We start from the raw sequence: 16,295 nt of genomic DNA, 5'->3' as shown, positions 1-16,295 counted from the left end.
CTGAATCACTTCGGGCGCTGCCGGCTTGGCCGGCTGGTCATGCTCGCGCATGAACGAAGGAGGCCGAAAGCCCATCGTGGAGAATTGCTCGTCGTCGGCGACCACGCTGCGCTGAGCAGGCCCGCGGCCGGCCAGGACAAAGTAGGCCGCGAACAGGCCAAAGAGCATCAAGACGAGACGGCCGGCAAGCTGCTTGCGCCGCACCGAGGCGTCGCCAACAGCGGGATCGTCGGCGCCGGCCAAAGCCTCCAGTTCGGGACTGCGCTGGATCAATTGCCGCTCCTCCTGCGGATCGTGGCCTCACCATCCTGCGCGGGGCCAAGGACATCCGGATCGGCGGCGCCGAAATCGGGCTTTCCCAGGTTGAAGATGCAGATCCACTGATTGCCGTCGCGCAGCGTGAATTGGGTGGCCACGCCGTCGACCACGATATACTCGCCCTCCTTGCGGAAATTCCTCAGCGTCTCGGAGAAATCGGAATTGACCGCGAAGATCGCAGGAGCACGCCCGCCAAAACGGAAGAAGGTCTTTTTCCCGTCATCGAAGACCAACGATGGTTTCAGCCGCGCATCGCCTGAAAACGAGTAGTCGATATTGACGTTGGCCTTGTCGATGGCTGCGATGCTGGGCCAGGCGGCGCGCTGCTCGGCTTCCTGCCTCAGCGCCGCGTTCAGCTTCTTGTCCGGATAAGTGAAACGGATGGCGAAGACCTGCCTGCCCTTGTCTGGAGCGCTGTCATGCAGTTCCAGAAAGTAGATGCGTTTGCTGGTGACGACGTTCATGTTCGTCGTCACGTTCCGGGCGATCGGCTTCAGGAAGAGGATGTTGCCCTTCTCGGCCGGCACCACCTGCCAGCTTTCGGTATCCCCGAGCGATATGGTCTCGAATTTCTCGTCCTCGTCGAACACGATCATGGTCGATATGCCATAGGTGGCAAACACCTGGACGACGTTGTTTTCCTGATAGGTGACGCTGGTGACACGCGCGTCCAGGCGGCCGCCCTTCGGCGTCTGCGCCCCCAGCGCGGGAGCGGTCAGCCCGGCCAGGATCAGGGATGCGAAGGCGACAACATTGCTCGCCATCATTCGGCGCCCGATGTCACCGTTTCCTGGTCTCGACGGTAGCTGTAGACCTGGAAGCCTAGCGGGTTTTCAAAGCGCCATTCGTTCTTCAGCGGCGTCTCGGTATAGCGAAACCTCACCACTGAGATCCAATGCCTGTCGATGGATTCCGTCTCGCTCTTTTGGGTCGTCGAGAAGCGCACGATGGCCGTGCTGGCATTGGGGAAGCTGACGGATTTGATGTCGACCATAACCCGCCGCAACCGGCCATATAGCTTTGCTGGATTTTGCGGGTTGGCGGCGCTGAACTGCGTTTGCAGGTCGTGGGCCGCTTCGCCCGTCGACAAGAGGGCTGCGATCCCGAAATATTCGTCAATGGCAAAGGGATCATAACCCTCGCGGTTGCGGATGTAGCGCACCACATTGGCCTGGGTGACCGCCTCCTGATCGGTGAGATTCGAGACCCGCGTCAGTCCCGACTTCACTTCGATGTAGCCGGTGTTCTTGTCCACCTCCACCAGATACGGCTCGAAGCTCTTCAGCGGGAGCATCAGCACCAGCGCCAGCAGGGCAAGGGCTGTGATGGCGGCAAACATCAGCGCGATGGTCCAGGCGATGCGGCTGGAGCGTTTGGCGCGCTTGACGATCTCGTGCTCCCAGATGGCCCCATCCTGGAAGTAGGATCGCAACTTTTCGTCGGTGGTTCGGGCCATGGTTTCTGTCGCAACCTTGGTGAGATGTCTGTCGCCGCGTCGGTCGCTATCGCGTCTGCCCGTTGGCGGTGATGGCGCGTTGCATGGCCTCGCGGGGCAGCGTTTGAGTGCTGTGCAGCCTTGCCTGCACGCGATGAGTGGCGGCCTGCATTTGCCGGGCCGAACTGGCGATCGCCACGCGTCCCGCCAGCACCCCGCTGGCGGTCAGCGCGCGTGAGCGTTGACCGATGGGCATCGCAAGTCCGCCGACAATACCTTGCGCCAGCGATTGTATCTGGAAAAGGACAAAGCTGCCGGCCAGACACAACATCACAAAGGCTCCAAGGTCGCTCAGTGTCAGTTCGCGAGTGCCGGAGGACTGGTTGATCTTTGTGAGTTCCGGCGCCATGGCCGCAATCAGGAAGGCGGCGATCACGTAGACGAACAACGGGATCAGCGCATAAAGCAGCGACTGGTTCAGCCACCCGATCGCGTAGTGGCGCGTCACATCGAAGAACATGCAGGCGATGAACACCGGTGCCGTCCCAAGCAGGACCCAAAGGATCACTTTTGCCAGCACCAGGATTCCCAGGGCGACGGAGACGAACAGCCCTGCGAAGGCCATGATGATCATCCCGATCAATGCAGGCAGCACCGAGAAATAGCCGGCCTGTTCGGAAAATGTCGAAGCGGCCACATTGGCGGTCTGCCAGATTTCCGATAGCCCATTGCTCGGTTCCGTCACCCCCGTGCCGGACGCGGCCAGAATGGCGCGTCCCGCTGCCTCCGGGACCTTCGTGATCCAGCCATAGACCAGCGCCTGGAAATTGGACCAGGTGCTTGCCAGGACCAGGATCAGCATGACACGGACGATGCGGCCGACGACTTCCGCGGCGCTCACCTTCGCCGTGCCGAGAACCAGTTGAGCCCCGTAGAAGAGAACGACCAGCACGAAGAGCAGACGAAGCAGCGGCTCGATGTCTCTGCTTAGCGCATCGAACGCGTGCTCGGAGAAATTCTCGCCGGAGGCATCGATGCGCTGGAGAAGTTCGCCAATGAAATTGTCCACGGTTTCCCCCTATTGCGATCGAGCAGGAAGATCGCCGATCAATGCCCGGGCCGCGCCTTCGTCGCCATTGAGCGCTTGCATGGGCCCGCATTCGAGACCTGCAGCGGGCGTCGCGTAGCTCATGAGACTGGCCGGCCGTTTACAGGGCGCTGTTTTCTCCTTGGCCGTGCCGCATCCTGCAAGCAGCATGATCCCGCACATGGCGATCAGTCCCTGCGGAACCGTCTTCATTGGTAGGTCAGCGCCTTCTTGGTGTTGGAGATGTCGGTCAGCTTGCGCTGGTTCTCGGCCTGCAGCGACTGGACGGCACTGTTCAAGACACCGATCATCTCGTTGAGCGTCAGCCCGGTCTGGACTTGCAACTGCGTATTCTGATCGATCGAGCCCTTGATGTCCCGCGCCTGGCCAATCCTTTGCCCCGCGCGTTCGAGCGCGGCGCGGCGCGTCTCGATCGCCTGTCGCGAGCCTGCAATCAGGGCCGACACGCCCAGCACCGTTTTGACCAGTTCCTCATAGGATCTGTCGCTGGCGAGCGAACTGCCCTGTTTGCCCGAAAGCGATTTCACCAGTTGCATGCCATTGATGAACACCGTCGCGGCCTTCGCGATCTCCGGTCCCATGGCGCCGAAATCGGGCACACCGTTCTGGAGCAGTCTGTCGAAGGAGGGTACCGAAGAGACGCTGAAGCCGTTACCGATCGCAAGGTCCTTGAGCGAACCGGCATCGCTGCCACGGTCCCCCGTCACGGCCTGCAACGTCTTTTCGACGGTGGTCAGGATATCCCTGTTGATGTCGAGGATTCTTGCCGTCTTCTCCGCGGTGTCCCTGGCAACGGCATAGTTCGTCTTGTCGATGACGGGAATGTCGGCCTTGGCCGAAGTGACGGCGATCGCCGTCGTAACCAGAAGCAGAAGAGCACGCATTGCAACCTCCATTATTGCGCATTGAGCAGCAACTCGTCATCCTGTTCGCGCTTTTGCACGCAGCCCTGAGCTTCGCCGCTCCAGATCAGACCGGGACGCACGTCGCACAAGCCCCCGTTCGTAGGCCGCCGATTAGCGGGTTTTGCGTAGTCTGCCGAACGGCTCGCACCCGACACGTCGCTCAGCGTCACCGCGTTGTTGGAGTTGACGAGATCGGCGAGGCTCGCGCCCAATTGGATCAGGCGGTTCAACATCTCGAGATTGGCATTGCGGGCTCCGGAATTGTGGTCCCAGCTGTCTTGGAGCGTGCCGGATTCGAGCGCCCCAAACTGCTGGAACCATGATGCGACATCGCCCAATCCATCGCCGGCGGCGCTGGTCGCCGCCATGGCGTTCAACGTCGCCATGCGCATGCCTTCATAGGCTCCGCCAGTGCCGCCATAGTTCAATGGAATGCCTGACTTGTCGGAGCCGCCGAAGGCCGGCAGCCACTTTTGCGTAATGGCCGCGACATAGGTCTGTGTCTCGCGGAAGGGCGGAATGCCGCCGTGTTTATCAACATTGCCGGCACCGGCATTGTAAGCCGCCAGCGCCAAGGAGATGTTTCCGTTGAAGCACCTGAGCTGTTGCTTGAAGTAGCGCGCCCCGCCCCGCAGGTTCTGCTCGATGCTGTAGGCGTTGACGCCCAGGTCCGCTGCGGTGCCGGGCATCAGCTGTGCCAGCCCGATGGCGCCGGCGCCGGATCTTGCACACGGGTTGAACCTGCTTTCCTGGTAGACCAGGGCCAGGAACTGGTTCTCGTCGACGCCCTCCTCCCGCGCCACGCGCCGGACAAGGCCCGCTATGGACGGGTTGGCATTGGCGGCCGCGACGGGATCGTCCTTTCGACCTGGCCGATACATCGAGCACGTGATGCTCTCATTGATGCCGTAGCGGTCGCGATCGGCCTTTTCGATGGCGGCGACGTTGCCGTTGCGATCCTTTCGTCTTTCGAGCACCGGCTGGTCGATGGTCGCGACATCAGCGGCCGAGGGCGAGGCAAGAAGCATTAACAGCAGAGGGAGACGCCGGATCATCGGGATTGTTCCCAGCCACAGAATTCCGGCAGCCACAGCGCCGGATCGTCGCCCAGGCGCACGCGCAAGGCCGCGCATGCCTCGACGGTGTCCTTGCGGCCTGAAAGGACCTTGAGGATATCGGGCATGGCCGAGAGATCGAGACGGGCAATGACGGAATCCTTGCCATGCTTGATCAAGAACGTTCGTCGCTCCGGCGGCGTGTTCCTGACGAAGGCGAACTCCTTTGCGGTCAGGCCGAAGCGGCCGACATAGCTCTCTTCATCGGCGCGCGGATTGGGAAAATGCAGGTTTGTCGATGACTGCTCGATGAGGGTGTGCGCCTGCGGCGCCCTGGCAATGTCTGCTGCCGACTGCGTGCCGAACCCGACGATGCCGTTCAGCTTGCGGATCGTCTTCATCTTGTCGACGATGTAGCGCGAAAAGGTCGGGTCTTGCAGCAGCTTCCAGCCCTCATCCATGAAGATCAGGACGGGCTCGCCGGTGAGCAGTTCATCGAGCCGATGGTAAAGGTACATCAACGCTGGCGTGCGCACCTCCGCATTGTCGAGGACGTGCGTCATGTCGAAACCGAAAATGCGGCTGCCCGAGAACGACAGCACGTCGCGCGGCGCATTGAACAACCAACCCTTCTCGCCCTCGAACCAGGGCCTGAGACGCGACTGGAGGTCATTGGCATCGGAGCGCGCTCGCCCCATCAGCAGGCCGGACAGATTGGCCAAGGTGCGTCGTTGCGCCGGCTCCTGGCAGATCCGGCCGATCGCTGCTTCAAGCGTGTACTCTTCCTCCTGCGAAAAGCCGCGGCCGTCGGCAGGTTGCAGCATCGCCTTCAAAAGCCGCAGCAGGAATTCGCGGTTGGCCGGCGTGTTCTCCATCTGCAGAGGATTGAATCCGGTGGCGACCCCGGGCTCCAACACCTCGTAGTTGCCGCCTACCGCGCGAATGAAGATCTCGGCGCCGCGATCCTTGTCGAAAAACACCGCGCGCGGCTCGGGCGAGATACGAAGCGCCTGTGCCAGCAGGAAACTGAGCACCACGGTCTTGCCCGACCCGGTTGGACCGGTGACCAGGAAGTGGCCGATGTCGCGCTGGTGGAAATTGAACCAGTAAGGCGTCTGCGACGTCGTCTCCAGGATCGAGATCGGCAAGCCCCAGTGATTGCCCGTCGCCCTGCCGGTGGCGAAATTGTGCATGGACGAAAAGCCGGCGAAATTGGCGCTCGACAACATCGAGGCGCGGGCGATGTAGCTGTGGTTGCCTGGCAGCTGCGCCCAAAACGAGGCCTCCATGTTGAGGTCCTCGCGCAGCCAGTTGATGTTCATGTCGGTCAGGCAGGCACCAAGTTCCGACACGGATTTGTCGACACCGGCCAGATCGCGCGCCAGGCACATCAGGCTGAAATGGTGATAACCGAACACGGCTTCCTGGTTCACCAGGCTGTTGAAGGCGAAATCGATGTCGGTTTCGACCGTGCTGCCCGCTTCGTCGGACGCCTGGATCTGCCGCTGCAATCTTGCGATCCGCTCCTGCGCGATCGGCTTGTCGGCAATGGTGAAGGATTGGGTCAGGATGAACTCATGATTGACCTGCAGCAGCCCATCCAGCATTCCCGGTCCCGAAAAAGGCGGGTATTCCTTTATCGACAGGATGGCGCCGAAGCGGCTGTCAGCCGCGCTTGGCCCCTGCGCCTGCAGGGTTCTCCTGGAAAAGTGCAGCCGTGACGTGCCCACATAGTTGCGGATGGCCATGCGGGGCAGGCGCATCGGCCTGGATGCGCCGCAGGTCAGAAGCGCGTTGAAGAAGGCGCAGGGTTCCGAATAGGGCTGGCCGTCGCGGTAGGCGATACCGAGCGGACGGGCTGCGTATTTCAGCAGTTCGCGCGTCATGTTGGAGACGACTTCCTCCAGCTCGTTGACACGCTCGCGAGCCCGCTGTGCCTCCCCCTCCTTGTCCGACGGTCGGTTGAACAGGCCAGACAGCGTGTCGGCTACCCCCAATGCCCCGCGCATGCGGGCGCGCACGACGCTGAGGTAAAGCTCGTTGGTGAACATGCGCCGCTGCTTGAGCTCGGCCATGTAGCGCGCGTTGATGAGCTCGCAAAACGGGTCCGAGAACGAACCGCCGATTGTGGGAACGACTTGCCTGCGGATGACCGTCGACCAGAGCGAAAACCGGCTCGATCCAAGCGCCCGGATCATGGTGTTGTGGACGCTGGCGCGCATGTTGAGCTCTGCCTGGTCCTCGGTCTGGAAGAACAGGCCGTCGAGCTTGATCACGCTGAGCAGGGCTCCACTTTCGAGACCGATCACCGTGTCGGAGAGGTGGCGCATGTAGGGCACGTGCATGGCCATTGGTCTGTCGCGACGCCGTTGACGTCCAAAGCCCAATTCTTCGGCGACGATGTTGAGCATGATTATGGACCGTATGAATTGGTTTGCCAGAACGTCCTGTTTGGTGTGCGCGGTGTCCGGCGGCCTGCGGTCTGGGCAAGATCGAGGATGCGGACGTCGCGGCTGCAGAGCGCAAACAGGGCAAGGTAGGTGACGGGCGCGATTGCCGCCGCCCAGAAACTGCTGGTCACCAGGAATGCGATCAGCGTCATTCCGACGATGATGTAGAAGGCGTTGAGCGGCACGCCCCACATTATGGGCGGCCGGGTGAGCCCGATGACCAGGGGTGTCAGTTGCGGCTTGTCCTCGGAACGGTCACTCATCGCTCATTTCCCGACAGCCGATATCATCTGATCGACGATCGCCGGCGCGCCGAACACCAGCCCGATGCCAATCACTACCGCGCCTGCGGTGAACCACGACAGGCGCCCGGCAAAGGCCAGGAAGCCAAGGCCGATGACAGCGATGATGGCGAGCAATCGTCCGAATGGGCCGGTTATGAAATCGACGATCATCTGCACGGCCGTCTCGAGCGGCGCGAAAGCGCCGGAGGTCTGGGCAAACGCCGCATCGGCAACGCCACACAATGACAGGCCCACGACAATGGCGACGCTGACGGTTCGCGTCGTTGAGGTCGGGGGCGCGCTCGAGAGACCTTGCTTCATGTCTTCCTCCGCTAGAATTGCAGGACGCCGCCAACCCACTGCCGCGGCTTGCCCGTAGAGTTCATTCCGATGAAAGTGGTAGCCCTGCCGGCCAAGCCAGGATCGGCGGCATCGCCGCCGGTCTCCCGCTTGAGACCTGGCAGCCTTAGCTGCCGGTTGATGACCTCGGCGACGAACCGGACCGTCTCCGGGAATGGTGGAACCCCGCCATGTTCGTGAACACGCGCCTCGCCGGCATTGTAGGCGGCCGCGACGATCAGCGGATTGCGGTAGGTGGCAAACAGATCGCGCAGCAGCCGCACGCCGCCATCGATGTTGTCGGCCGGATCGCAGATGTCGCTGACGCCGAGGCGGGCCGCGGTCGCCGGCATCAGCTGCATCGGGCCACGCGCCCCTTTAGGAGAATTTCTGGCCCGGTCGAGGCGGCTTTCGGCCGAGGCGACAGCGAGCGCGAAATCCACATCGACGCCGTGTCTCGAGGCAGCTTGCGCCACCAGCCTTGCGACCTCATCCGAGCTCAGCGGTGACGGTGCGCATTCGCTGATATCCGGAGTTGCGGCGTCGGTTAGAACAAAGTCAAACCGACTATGCCTGGCCGCGTGTGAGATGGCCGCCATCGGCCCCGGTTCAGCAGCGCCGAAACCGCTGTTGTGTGGAGTCCCGGGTTGACGAACGCTGCCGTCCGGGTCGAGCACATACTCCCTCGCCGCGTTGGACCAGCGTGTGTCGAAAATCGCATCGATCGCACCGTCGTCCTGCACTGGCGATCCGGGCGCATGATCGGTGCGAGGTTGGGCGGGCTGACGGCTTTCGGCTAAGCAGGTCGACGGCTGCGTCCAGCATAAGGTCAGGATGGCCGAGGTCAGCAGGGCAACCAGGCGACGGTTCGCCGATCTGGACAAGCGATGAGCCATGTTGGGTCTCTTGCTGCCGGGTGGTCGATTTCGACAAATCGGTAGCCGACGGAAAAAAGAATGTCAAATCGATATTGTTTTTTGTTGCGCGACGGACCGGAAATGGGCAAATTGCGATGAGAATGACGCGCTATTTGGGAGTTCGGCATGAAGGGCACTGTATGCAGCAGCTTCGTTCTTTGCCTGGCGTCACTGTTGCCGGCCATGGCGGCCGAACGGATCGACCAGGGCTATGTGAGGTCCCTTGCGGCAGCGGGCAAAACAGTGCTGGTCGTGGAATACCATGACGGCCAGGGCGGCATTGCCGAACGCAAAGGCTTCGCATCCACCAGTGGCTTCAGGGCCATCTCGCCAACCGACTTCCGAATCGATGCCAAGACGGTCATCCACCTTTACGGCCTCGAGCCCTGCGAGGGAGATCTGGTCAACCGCCGCGAGGATTTCTCAGGCAGCTGTGCCGACTATGCCAGAAAGGGCCTCGAAACTCTGTTGCAGTCGCCCAGGGTGATCTTCTGCCGGGCCTTCGTCAGTGAAGCGAACGCCCCGGTCCAGGACGCGACCTGCTACGGCTACTACAATTATCCTGGCAGTCTTGACACGATCGACATGTTCGAGGAACAACTGGTCTCGATCGGCACTCACCGGATCGCCAGAAAGCCCGATGGCACGCCGGCGCGCAAGGATCTGGCGGACGCAGAAAAGATCGGCCGCGGCGGTTACGGCATGTGGGTCGATCCGAGAATCAAGGCGCAAGCGCGATGAGGACCGCCCCTATCCTCCTGGTCTTTACGCTGGTCGCAAGTCCGGCGAGGGCGGCGCCGCCCGGCTATTTCGAGCTGCGTCCAGGCGTGACGCTGGAGAGCGGCGACAGCTGGATCGAAGCGGGCACGAAGTATCATCTTTATGGTGTCCAGGCTTGTCTTCGCGGGACTTTCTACACCGGCGGCAACGGCCGCCGTGCCGATTGCGGCGAAGCTTCACTCGCCATGTTTGGCGCCTACATCGCCGATGCAAAGCCCAAATGCGCGCCCGTGGCGAGGGTGAGCGATACGTTGCACGTTGCCTGTTTCGTCACGATCGGGCGCGACCGGGTCGATCTTGGCAACCTGATGATCACAACCGGCTTTGCCTTTGCTGCCTTGCGCGCCGACGGATTGCCTTACCATCTCGGCTACGCTGTCGCGGAGCAGGCCGCGCGCGACAGACACGCCGGCTTGTGGCAATTCAAAGATGTCCAGCATCCAGCCATCTTGCTTGGCCAGGCTGCCAGGGTGGAGGCGTCACGGCCATGAGCGCGCGCCATGTCGCGCGGGCACTGGCGGCGCTGATCTGTGCTTGCCTTCCTTCTCCGTCGTCGGCTGTCGACCTTGCCAACGGGCCCGGTGGAGCGCAGGTTCAGCGGCCGGCGTCGAAGGACTTTAGCGAAGTCGCCGACACCATCGTCGGGCGTGCGAGCGTGATCGATGGTCGTACCTTGTGGTTTCCTCGATCGGCCCTGGAGGTTCGCCTCGCGGGCATTGACACTTGCGAATTGCCGCAATGGGCCTTCGATCCGCAGCGGCACGGCGAAAGCCCTTTTCTCAAGCCGCTCCCGTGTGGGCCGTTGGCTAAAGCCTGGCTCAGGCGGGTGGTCGGCGGCAGAATGATCGTCTGTTCTGGCACGTTTGATGATCATGGCGGTTCGCTGAGAGGCAGGTGTTTCGCGCATGAACGCGACCTCGCCATCGAGATGCTGCGCACGGGCTGGGCACGGGTCGAAACGCGCTCCCCTGCCCGCCCGGAGTACTGGCAGTGGCAACGCCAGGCCATGTCCGCGCGCTACGGGATGTGGGCGACATACGTTCTCGACATGGACGAATGGCGGGCCAAGGCCGCCGATGACAGCCTGATGCGAAAGCCGATCGCCGATCTCAATCTGCTCGCCGAGCGCGAACATGAGATCACGCCGCCTTTCCTGGATGCCAGAAGACGCTCAATTCATTCGGATCGGTAGCGTTCTTGCGATGAAGCTCAAAGAGCAGTTTTGAGCTTTGTCTCGAAGCGAGTGCCAGTTGCGAAATTTTGCAGGCTTCAGCTCTGCTTTCCGAGCTCTTCGAGGCCATTCCAAATGGCTTCAACAACAGCTTCTACCGAGTAGGGCTTCTGCATCCACCCGAGCGGCCTTGCCGCTTCGGCTCGAAGCCTCACCTCACGGTCGCTATGCGCGGTCGTGAAAATACATCGTATGCCGTGTTCACGATACAGTTCCAACGCAGCGTCGATGCCATCGCGTTGGCCAAGTAGGCGGATATCCATCAGGGCAAGCACCGGCTTGGTCGCGAGCGCGATGCGGATCGCCTCATCGGCGCTGCTTGCTGTTCCCGCCAGCGAGAAGCCCGCCGCGGTCAGACCGTCCTCTATGTCGAGCGCGATCAGATAATCGTCTTCGACGATGAGTATCAAAGGGCCCTTTGGGATTTCGGGGGGGCCACTGACCATGTCGTCTCTTGAGAAAGCCAGTTGCGGGCGAAATCCTCGTTCAAGCCCCCCGGCTTGGTCTACCTCAGGCCTCGATTCGTCTGGTCGCATCGCCAAGCCCCTCCGGTGTATGAGAAAATGTCACCATGCATCGGCAGGGATCCCGCTGTGCTTCGAAGGTGCCGCCAATCTGTCGCGCCAAGCCCTCGACCAGCCGTAAGCCCGAAGATGACTGGCGTACCGAGCTCAGGTCGAAACCTGGGCCTTCATCCTCGACCACCAGCACATTGCCGTGACCATTCCTTCGGATGTCTACGTGGATGGTTCTGCTTGTGTTGCCGTTCAGGCCATATTTTACGGCATTGATCAAAAGCTCGTTGACAATGAGGGCAAGAGGCATCGCAACGTCGTTCGGCAATTGGATAGGATCCGCCTCGCAAACCAGCTTAATATCAGGCGGGAACATTTGCTTGGCGGTTTCGCAAACGGCGCCCAGGAAAGGCTGCGCGCTGAAGTTGGTGGCGTCGCCCGTATCATAGAGAACCCGCTGCGCGGCAGCCATGGTCGCCACGCGCTTGCTTGCCTCGTCGAGTGTGCGGCGAGCCTCCGGGCTTCGACTCGTTCTTGCCGACACTGAAAGCAGGGACTTCAGCATCATCATGTTGTTCTTGACGCGATGGTTAAGCTCGTCGAGCAGGATCCGCTGTTGGGTTTCAGCCTGCTTCCGTTCGCTCACGTCGACCAGCATGTTTATGCCGCCGATGACTTTCCCATGCGCATCCCGCATGGGTGTCGGATAAGGAATGAACGGGACCCGCGTTCCGTCCGGTCGCTCGGCAACCGCTTCATATCCTCGGACCGGCCGGCCCTCTCGCAAGGAAACAGCCATCGGGCACTGGTCGTGAGGAAGCGGCGTTCCATCCGGCCAGTAAAGCTTCCAGGTTACGCACCATTCGTCACTGCCGATCACCGGCCTGCGGCCGGCGAGTTCCACCGCGGCTTCATTGAAATAAGTAATCTTGCCTTGCTGATCGGTTGTGTAGATCGCGGCGGGAATGGCTGCGAGCAGGTCCTGAAGGTGGCGCTCGCTCTCGCGCAGCTTCGCTTGCGCCTGCTTTTGCTCGGTTATGTCGCGGGCGATCTTGGAGGCGCCGATGATACGGCCCTTTCCGTCTCGCACAGGCGATATTGTCAAGGAAATGTCAACCAAAGTTCCGTCCTTGCGCTGACGGACCGTCTCGAAGTGGTCGACGAGTTCTCCATTGCGGATGCGACGCAATATCAACGGCTCCTCGTCCAGCCGATCGGCCGGAATAATGACGGTGATGGACTTGCCGATCACCTCTGCGGCCGAATAGCCGAACACGCGTTCGGCACCTCGATTCCAGGTCGAGATGATGCCGTTGAGATCCTTGCTCACAATCGCGTCCTGGGAAGATTCTACGATGGCCGCGAGGTGGTGGGCTGCATTCTCGGCCTTCAGATGCTCGATGCCGAACCCAAGCTGGCGGGCGATGGTCCGAGCCACTTCGATCTGCTCTACAGAGCAACTGTGCGGCTGGTTGAAGTAGGCCATGAACTTGCCCAGCAGCCGCCCGGATTCCATGATCGGAATGAAGCAGACCCCGCCAATGCCCTCGGTTCGGATCGCCTCCTTCAATCCTGCAGGAAGGTCGGCTTTCTGCGCATCCTCCAAACAGATCGGCCGCGGATCCAGGCTGTCTGCCGACCAGGGCGAATGGCCTTCTACCGCGGCGCGATAAGCCTGCGACAGGTTGCGCCAGGCAACGAACTTCATGACACCTTCTTTGTCCAGCAGCAGGATCGAAGCGCGCTGGCAGCCCAGCGCGCGCTGGATTGCGTCGAGCGCCGGCTCGTAGACATCTTTCTGCGCGCGGGCATGCTGGAGCCTTTCGGTGAAGTGGTGCAACGCCGCCTGCTCTTCCGCCCTTTGAGCGAGCATAGCCTCGATCTGCTTGCGCTCGCTGATGTCATGCTGCACCCGCACCGCATAGCAAAACTGGCCGCTGCTGTCGTAGACGCTGGAGGAGGTCATGTCAGTCCAAAAAGCCGACCCGTCCTTTCGAACGAACCGCTTTTCCATCGTGTAGCTCTTGATCTCACCTGCAACCTGCCGCCGGTATTGCTCGCGGTCCGCTTCGACGTCGGCGGGAAAAGTCTGATCGAAAATCGATCGTCCGACCAGTTCCTCCGATGTATAGCCTAAAAGATTGCACAAATGCGCGTTCACCCGCAGGAGCCGGCCTTCGGCATCCGTTTCCACAATGCCTGTACCGGCGCTGTCATAGGTAAGCGCAAGTCTCTGCTCCTGTTCGAGCAGCAACTCTTCCGTTTTGACCTTTTCCGTCACGTCGATGGTGATGCAACGCGTATTGAGGAACCGCCCGCCAATGGCGCGCACATTGGACGTTATCTCGGCCCAACGGACGGAGCCGTCCTTGGCTCGTAGCCTGGCGCGGTAATGTTGAAGTCGCTCATGCCGAGACAGGCGGCTTAGAATATCCTCGATTGCCGTGCTGTCGGCGTGAAATTCGCGGATGTTTCGGCCAATATATTCGTCGGCCGAATAACCCAGCATGTCCAGTTCCGCGCGATTGGCACGTAAAATGGTTCCATCATTTGCTACAAGATGGAGCCCGACCGCCGCATTCTCGAAGAAATCGTCCAGTTCGCTGCTGAGCACGAGGTCCGGAATTTCCGCTTCGCACCTCGTCTCATGGGTCTGGGAGCCCGCTGCGCAGGTTCCAGCCGGCGAAACTCCTTGTTCCATGCTGCGGTCCCGAATCCCCTTTGACCCACGCAAATTCCCGAACGGAAGAAAGGTTCCATTCAAGTGCCGAACCTGTTCGCCGGCTGGGAGAAGGGCCCCCGGGTCCGACGAACCGAACGCGCCTTAAGCAGCCCGGGAACGACCTGTGAAACGATGTGCGGGGCAGGTTCTTGGTGGAGGCCCACCTGGGCGGCTATCAGCTCCAGGGCGGTAAGCGAGACTGAAGCGCTGCATCTTTGCGCCGCAACGCGGGCGCTCCCACAACAAGCACTTTGACCTTCAACCATCCAGCCCCCGGGCGGCCTGATCGAGCCCGCCTTTGCGAGCCCACAGATAGGCCAGTGCGGTAAGGCCTCGCGCACGTAACGTCAGCACTCTGGAATGGTACTATCAAGATCGATGGCGGCGCGCGCGCGATCAGTATTCTGGGTCTGACGCCGGCCACTGATGTGTTCACCCATAGCGACTGAACAGTGTCATGACTGCTGGCGGATAGCTGGGCCCAGGCCTTTGGACGGCGACCGATGCCACCGGTTCCATCCCATGAATTACTTCGGAACTCAGGTGTGATGTTTCCGCAGAAAAGCAGCAATATCGGGCCGGAACGCCTCGACACTGGCCTCGACCTCCGCGACGTCCGCAGGCAGCAACTCCGTCTTCCGCGCCAGGGTTGCGGCGACTAGGTAGAGAACCTTCTGGTTGGCATCACAGCCGTCAACGGCCTCAAGCTCGATCAATCGCCGCCGCGCCGCTCGCTCGAGAAGACGGCTTACAGCCAGGCCCAACCTGAAAGCAACCCATCGCGCGGCCCAGCGATTGGCGCTCCGGTTACAGGAGAATTTGTCGACCGCGGCAAGAAGGCGCCGATGCCGATCGATGCTGCGCGCCATGGCGGTGGGCGAATTTGCAGGTCTGGCGCGGTGGCAGCCGCTATCGTCCCGGCGCGCCGTCATTAATATGTTCGAGCGTTTGGACCGGCGCGCAGCGCCCCATCAACGTCTTTGGCCAGTTGCCACCCGACGGTTCCAGTGAGCCTTTGTCCAGTCACTCTTCCAGGATCGAAAGAAGTGGGCTTCACAAGGTCAAGATCCCGATAAACGACGCTCCCGGGAGGGGTATCTTCGCGTGCCGCGGAGATCGTTTTTGGGTCCATCTGAGAAACAGCTTCTCCTCGAAACGGGTGTGCAAGGAAGAATAACCCAATCGCCTCCGGGAGCCGTACTAAAGTTAAATGAAATGATGTTACGGGGCTAAAATATATTGTTCGTACATTGAAGAGCTCGAGCTCTTTTGCCGATGGCTTTGCCGTGCCCAACGCAAGTCCCGGAACGATTTGTTCCAATGGTTCGAATCGGTTGCAGTGGCAAATGTTCATCCTCAGAGCGGCGTAAGGCTGAGTGCCTTAGCCTGCAGTTTTTTGCCCAGTTTCGAGAAAACCGCGCACCAGAAGCGGTAGTCGTCTTCGCGCCCGTCGAAATTCGCGGTCAATGCACACCATGCCGCAGCGGTTGCGGCATCCGAACCATAAAGCTCAATCGCTGCCTGTACCGTCGCCGCCGGATCCGCTAATTCCCACAGCGTCAATTTACCATAGCCGATACCAGACTGGGTGGAGTGAATTTTCGGCACGCCAAAACTCCCGCGGATGGGTCCGGCGCGGGGCAGCGATGCGCTGCGAGGCCGAACGTTGGAACCCACGGGGGAGTGAGCCACGATCCTGAGACGTCGCGCCCAGGATATTCGTCGTGTCGTTCCTGGCCTTCTACAGCTTCGCAAGCAAAACCAGGAAGCTGGCGCAGAGGCAATTTATTGCAGACCTCTCCTGCGAAGGCAACCCGGTGGCAGTGGCATGCAAGGCTCGCCATCAATGCTCTTGAGGCGGCAACCGAAAAGCCGACATCGCACTGATGCCAAAGCGCAGCAGGGCCACCCCTGCCCTGTCTGTCATCGATCGCGATTGGCCACACCAGGTCGCATTGCCTGACGACCTGTGCGTTGACCGAAATCTCACGCGGATCACGGAGTTCTGTAAGGCGCAGGGCATCCGGTACCTAACTCGCAAAGTGCAGGCGACATGGCCCGACGGCAAGTACGAAGAATGGCGGCTGCATTGCTTCGCTGACCTGGCCGCCGCCAGCACGTTCCTTGACCAATTCGGCGGCATCATGTTCGATCCGAAACGAGACAGGGAGAAGGGGCGCGCTCGCGGCGTCTGGCGCCGGAACGGTAAGTATGAACGCATTCTGCACCTTGGGCC

Annotated in this window: 17 protein-coding genes and 1 pseudogene; 3 read left to right on the top strand and 15 right to left on the bottom strand. The window is 61.1% G+C overall.

What is annotated here, in order from left to right; translation table 11 throughout:
- The 11 genes and pseudogenes from LB566_RS26735 to LB566_RS26685 form a co-directional block, all read right to left on the bottom strand.
- Positions 1 to 273 (bottom strand): annotated as a pseudogene (locus tag LB566_RS26735) (conjugal transfer protein TrbI); the annotation flags it as partial.
- Entirely contained in the window at positions 270 to 1,082 is an 813-nt protein-coding gene (gene virB9 / locus LB566_RS26730; RefSeq protein WP_140554215.1) for a P-type conjugative transfer protein VirB9, read from the bottom strand. The pseudogene LB566_RS26735 and the gene virB9, both read right to left, overlap by 4 nt.
- Entirely contained in the window at positions 1,082 to 1,774 is a 693-nt protein-coding gene (locus LB566_RS26725) for a virB8 family protein (RefSeq protein WP_140554217.1), read from the bottom strand. Before LB566_RS26725 ends, virB9 begins: the two co-directional genes overlap by 1 nt.
- 46 nt (positions 1,775 to 1,820) lie before the next feature.
- Complete coding sequence (locus LB566_RS26720) at positions 1,821 to 2,822, bottom strand: type IV secretion system protein (RefSeq protein ID WP_140554218.1); 1,002 nt, start codon at positions 2,820 to 2,822, stop codon at positions 1,821 to 1,823.
- Positions 2,823 to 2,831: 9 nt separating this feature from the next.
- On the bottom strand, positions 2,832 to 3,053 hold the full coding sequence (locus tag LB566_RS26715; RefSeq protein WP_140554220.1) for a hypothetical protein: 222 nt from the start codon (positions 3,051 to 3,053) through the stop codon (positions 2,832 to 2,834).
- Entirely contained in the window at positions 3,050 to 3,745 is a 696-nt protein-coding gene (locus LB566_RS26710) for a type IV secretion system protein (protein WP_140554221.1), read from the bottom strand. The genes LB566_RS26715 and LB566_RS26710 overlap by 4 nt, the downstream gene beginning before the upstream one ends.
- Before the next feature lie 11 nt (positions 3,746 to 3,756).
- A complete protein-coding gene (locus tag LB566_RS26705) occupies positions 3,757 to 4,821 on the bottom strand; it encodes a lytic transglycosylase domain-containing protein (RefSeq protein ID WP_224628871.1) in 1,065 nt (354 codons plus the stop codon).
- Positions 4,818 to 7,232 carry a VirB4 family type IV secretion/conjugal transfer ATPase gene (locus LB566_RS26700; RefSeq protein ID WP_140554268.1) on the bottom strand — a complete coding sequence of 805 codons (2,415 nt, stop codon included), beginning with the start codon at positions 7,230 to 7,232 and terminating at the stop codon, positions 4,818 to 4,820. Before LB566_RS26700 ends, LB566_RS26705 begins: the two co-directional genes overlap by 4 nt.
- 2 nt (positions 7,233 to 7,234) lie before the next feature.
- The gene (locus tag LB566_RS26695; RefSeq protein WP_140554224.1) at positions 7,235 to 7,534 is read right to left on the bottom strand and encodes a type IV secretion system protein VirB3; all 300 of its coding nucleotides are present in this window, start codon (positions 7,532 to 7,534) and stop codon (positions 7,235 to 7,237) included.
- 3 nt (positions 7,535 to 7,537) lie between these two features.
- On the bottom strand, positions 7,538 to 7,876 hold the full coding sequence (locus LB566_RS26690) for a TrbC/VirB2 family protein (RefSeq protein WP_140554226.1): 339 nt from the start codon (positions 7,874 to 7,876) through the stop codon (positions 7,538 to 7,540).
- An 11-nt stretch (positions 7,877 to 7,887) separates the two neighbouring features.
- The gene (locus LB566_RS26685; RefSeq protein WP_224628870.1) at positions 7,888 to 8,370 is read right to left on the bottom strand and encodes a lytic transglycosylase domain-containing protein; all 483 of its coding nucleotides are present in this window, start codon (positions 8,368 to 8,370) and stop codon (positions 7,888 to 7,890) included.
- Positions 8,371 to 8,937: 567 nt separating this feature from the next.
- On the opposite strand from LB566_RS26685, the gene LB566_RS26680 reads away from it, so the two are divergent.
- From LB566_RS26680 to LB566_RS26670, 3 genes are read left to right on the top strand one after another with little or no spacing between them, the layout of a single operon-like run.
- Positions 8,938 to 9,552, top strand: a complete 615-nt coding sequence (locus tag LB566_RS26680) for a hypothetical protein (RefSeq protein ID WP_224628868.1) — start codon at positions 8,938 to 8,940, stop codon at positions 9,550 to 9,552.
- Positions 9,549 to 10,082 carry a thermonuclease family protein gene (locus LB566_RS26675; RefSeq protein ID WP_140554229.1) on the top strand — a complete coding sequence of 178 codons (534 nt, stop codon included), beginning with the start codon at positions 9,549 to 9,551 and terminating at the stop codon, positions 10,080 to 10,082. The genes LB566_RS26680 and LB566_RS26675 overlap by 4 nt, the downstream gene beginning before the upstream one ends.
- Positions 10,079 to 10,783: a thermonuclease family protein gene (locus LB566_RS26670; RefSeq protein ID WP_224628866.1), complete on the top strand. Its 705-nt coding sequence runs from the start codon at positions 10,079 to 10,081 to the stop codon at positions 10,781 to 10,783. The genes LB566_RS26675 and LB566_RS26670 overlap by 4 nt, the downstream gene beginning before the upstream one ends.
- Before the next feature lie 77 nt (positions 10,784 to 10,860).
- On the opposite strand, the gene LB566_RS26665 is transcribed toward LB566_RS26670, so the two are convergent.
- The 4 genes from LB566_RS26665 to LB566_RS26650 form a co-directional block, all read right to left on the bottom strand.
- Positions 10,861 to 11,268 (bottom strand): response regulator, encoded by a 408-nt coding sequence (locus tag LB566_RS26665; protein WP_140554232.1) that lies wholly within the window; start codon positions 11,266 to 11,268, stop codon positions 10,861 to 10,863.
- Positions 11,269 to 11,332: 64 nt separating this feature from the next.
- On the bottom strand, positions 11,333 to 14,038 hold the full coding sequence (locus tag LB566_RS26660; protein WP_224628864.1) for a PAS domain S-box protein: 2,706 nt from the start codon (positions 14,036 to 14,038) through the stop codon (positions 11,333 to 11,335).
- 560 nt (positions 14,039 to 14,598) lie between these two features.
- A complete protein-coding gene (locus LB566_RS26655; RefSeq protein WP_224628862.1) occupies positions 14,599 to 14,928 on the bottom strand; it encodes a hypothetical protein in 330 nt (109 codons plus the stop codon).
- Between the two features lie 487 nt (positions 14,929 to 15,415).
- Positions 15,416 to 15,667, bottom strand: coding sequence for a hypothetical protein (locus LB566_RS26650; RefSeq protein WP_224628860.1), 252 nt, complete (start codon positions 15,665 to 15,667; stop codon positions 15,416 to 15,418).
- Positions 15,668 to 16,295: the final 628 nt, after the last annotated feature.

Source organism: Mesorhizobium sp. CA13 (assembly GCF_020165235.1).
Classification (GTDB): Bacteria; Pseudomonadota; Alphaproteobacteria; order Rhizobiales; family Rhizobiaceae; genus Mesorhizobium.
Note: the sequence above shows the minus strand (reverse complement) of the source record. Positions and strands in the feature narration are given on the sequence as shown.

Excerpts from the sequence above, each read along its gene's own strand:
- virB9 (WP_140554215.1), bottom strand. The coding sequence starts at position 1,082 with ATGGCGAGCAATGTTGTCGCCTTCGCATCCCTGATCCTGGCCGGGCTG.
- LB566_RS26725 (WP_140554217.1), bottom strand. The coding sequence starts at position 1,774 with ATGGCCCGAACCACCGACGAAAAGTTGCGATCCTACTTCCAGGATGGG.
- LB566_RS26715 (WP_140554220.1), bottom strand. The coding sequence starts at position 3,053 with ATGAAGACGGTTCCGCAGGGACTGATCGCCATGTGCGGGATCATGCTG.
- LB566_RS26710 (WP_140554221.1), bottom strand. The coding sequence starts at position 3,745 with ATGCGTGCTCTTCTGCTTCTGGTTACGACGGCGATCGCCGTCACTTCG.
- LB566_RS26705 (WP_224628871.1), bottom strand. The coding sequence starts at position 4,821 with ATGATCCGGCGTCTCCCTCTGCTGTTAATGCTTCTTGCCTCGCCCTCG.
- LB566_RS26700 (WP_140554268.1), bottom strand. The coding sequence starts at position 7,232 with ATGCTCAACATCGTCGCCGAAGAATTGGGCTTTGGACGTCAACGGCGT.
- LB566_RS26695 (WP_140554224.1), bottom strand. The coding sequence starts at position 7,534 with ATGAGTGACCGTTCCGAGGACAAGCCGCAACTGACACCCCTGGTCATC.
- LB566_RS26690 (WP_140554226.1), bottom strand. The coding sequence starts at position 7,876 with ATGAAGCAAGGTCTCTCGAGCGCGCCCCCGACCTCAACGACGCGAACC.
- LB566_RS26680 (WP_224628868.1), top strand. The coding sequence starts at position 8,938 with ATGAAGGGCACTGTATGCAGCAGCTTCGTTCTTTGCCTGGCGTCACTG.
- LB566_RS26675 (WP_140554229.1), top strand. The coding sequence starts at position 9,549 with ATGAGGACCGCCCCTATCCTCCTGGTCTTTACGCTGGTCGCAAGTCCG.
- LB566_RS26670 (WP_224628866.1), top strand. The coding sequence starts at position 10,079 with ATGAGCGCGCGCCATGTCGCGCGGGCACTGGCGGCGCTGATCTGTGCT.
- LB566_RS26665 (WP_140554232.1), bottom strand. The coding sequence starts at position 11,268 with ATGGTCAGTGGCCCCCCCGAAATCCCAAAGGGCCCTTTGATACTCATC.
- LB566_RS26660 (WP_224628864.1), bottom strand. The coding sequence starts at position 14,038 with ATGGAACAAGGAGTTTCGCCGGCTGGAACCTGCGCAGCGGGCTCCCAG.
- LB566_RS26655 (WP_224628862.1), bottom strand. The coding sequence starts at position 14,928 with ATGGCGCGCAGCATCGATCGGCATCGGCGCCTTCTTGCCGCGGTCGAC.